The sequence below is a fragment of the Colwellia marinimaniae genome (assembly GCF_002207865.1).
In the GTDB taxonomy this organism is placed as follows: domain Bacteria; phylum Pseudomonadota; class Gammaproteobacteria; order Enterobacterales; family Alteromonadaceae; genus Colwellia; species Colwellia marinimaniae.
Window position 1 is genome coordinate 1 of sequence record NZ_BDQM01000076.1, and the last position, 2,006, is coordinate 2,006.

1 protein-coding gene is annotated in these 2,006 nt (G+C 43.0%); it reads right to left on the bottom strand.

Translation table 11 applies throughout. The features are described from left to right. Positions 1–342: 342 nt before the first annotated feature. On the bottom strand, positions 343–1,416 hold the full coding sequence (locus MTCD1_RS18180) for an NAD/NADP octopine/nopaline dehydrogenase family protein (RefSeq protein WP_057181054.1): 1,074 nt from the start codon (positions 1,414–1,416) through the stop codon (positions 343–345). Positions 1,417–2,006 lie beyond the last annotated feature (590 nt).

Genomic DNA, 2,006 nt, shown 5'->3' on the forward strand with positions numbered 1-2,006 from the left:
CAACCAAACAACCTTGAACCGCTGTTACCATGGAATATTGAGCGCGGCTAGGTGCCGATCCCTATACGCTTACGATTGATCTTATTTCAAGGTATAAATATTTACCTTTTGAAACCATAAAACAGTAGATGTGTAGATGTGTAGATGTGTAGATGTGTAGATGTGTAGATGTGTAGATGTGTAGATGTGTAGATGTGTATTTAGAATAAGTTTTCTAAAACGCTAGTTCAAAAGTACCTAATTCCAATAACTAAACTGATTACTACAGGTAGTAAAATGGTCAGTGTAAATTTTGTGTCTGCATTATAGCATATACTCTTGAAATATATTGGAATAGTTGACTTAAAGGCGGTAGAGTTCTGTTACTGACAGGCCCGCAATACCGAGTGATTTTGGGGTGCGTAGCGCCTCTGCTGCATAGTCACGATTCATCAATACCGACGTGATCTGAATGATGGCATCAATGCTCGGAGTCTCTACGCCGACCTGCTTCGCCAGCCCAGACATGAACACAAGACCGTAACCTACATCCTCATTAATATAACGATGATCAAGTTGTGGTTGGGCAGGAATACCCTGAAAACCAGGCGCATTTCGATAAGCTGAGCCGTAGTTATTTTCCCGCATATAGCCCTGATGTATGCCTATTTCCGGATCAGAGAGGATGGTAATACCCAGACGTTCGCCGATGGCAATCCGTTCCCGATCGACAGCCTCAATGAGCCGTCCCACAGAATCGGTCACACCTTCTTCGTAGAACAAGAAATCTCCAGCCCCTTCAATGCGTGCTGCGTTAGTCAAGGATACGGCAGGGTGAATGACGGGGTTGGCATTTTGCAGACTGGTTTGGATCACGTTGTGTGCTGGTTCCATTCCCGGATATACATCCGCAATCAATTGCAATATGTCAGCTGTATGTCGGCTAGGCAAGGCAGCCAGAAGATTGCCAGCTTTCAATTTAAGAAATACCTGCACTCGGCCCGCTTCGAGCAGACGAACGGCATACTGTAGAGTGTGGGTTTCCGCAATCCTTACAGAATCATCCTCAAGCCCCAGTCCAGCCGCTTGCTTGAATACTAGAGCGCCTGCACAGGACCCTGGACTAATAATAACGGTTTGCCCTGGCTTTAGTTTGCCCGCACAGGCTTCACCAAATGGTAATGTGCTAAATGCAGGCCCTATGACATAAATAAGCTCGGCATCTTCCAGCGCTTTATCGATGTCATGCCCTGCGTAGGCTACAGGGCTAAACCCCGAGATATATCCTTCTGCATAGATACCTCCTTGGTTGGCTATCGCCTCGATATTACTGGGAAACTCTGGAAAATCGAAAAGCCTGACAGAATGCCCATGATTGGCGTAATCGAAGGCTGTAACCGAACCACCAGCACCGGCTCCCAATATCGTTATATTCATTAATTCTCTCCGCATTACATCGATTGAGTACGGGAATATATATTCGCCCAATTTATCAAGTTCAACAGGCATCAAAGACCAGTTTGAGGGTTGTATACCTCATTTTCAGATTTTACCTTGTATGTTTCATTGTATAACAAGGTCAGTTTAATGCACTCTTAAATGACGAACGCCAAAAAAGTCTTTGATTATAGGAATAATAAAAACCCTTTACCCTCCCAAAAAATCACCAGACACCCACTCAAAATAATTAATACATAAGTTCAATAAATCATCGTTTCTTATTTACATTGGGCCGAATTTTACTTTAATTTTTATGGTGTCGAATAGAATATGAATCAGATATGTACAAAACAGGAATTCAAGGCACAACTAGCCCTAAATGAGTAATGTATCTAGATGAGTTATATGGATTATTAAGCAAGTAACTTTTGGCAAATTGACATCGTTGCGCGTTTTTTTAAGTGCTGATGTTCACAAAAATCCGTGAGCGCTTGCGCTCTACCCACTGCACCATGGAAACACTGCCTAAATTGTGTAGTTAACACCAACCAGTTTTCGTGACTTATGCCTAAGCGGGTTAATATTTC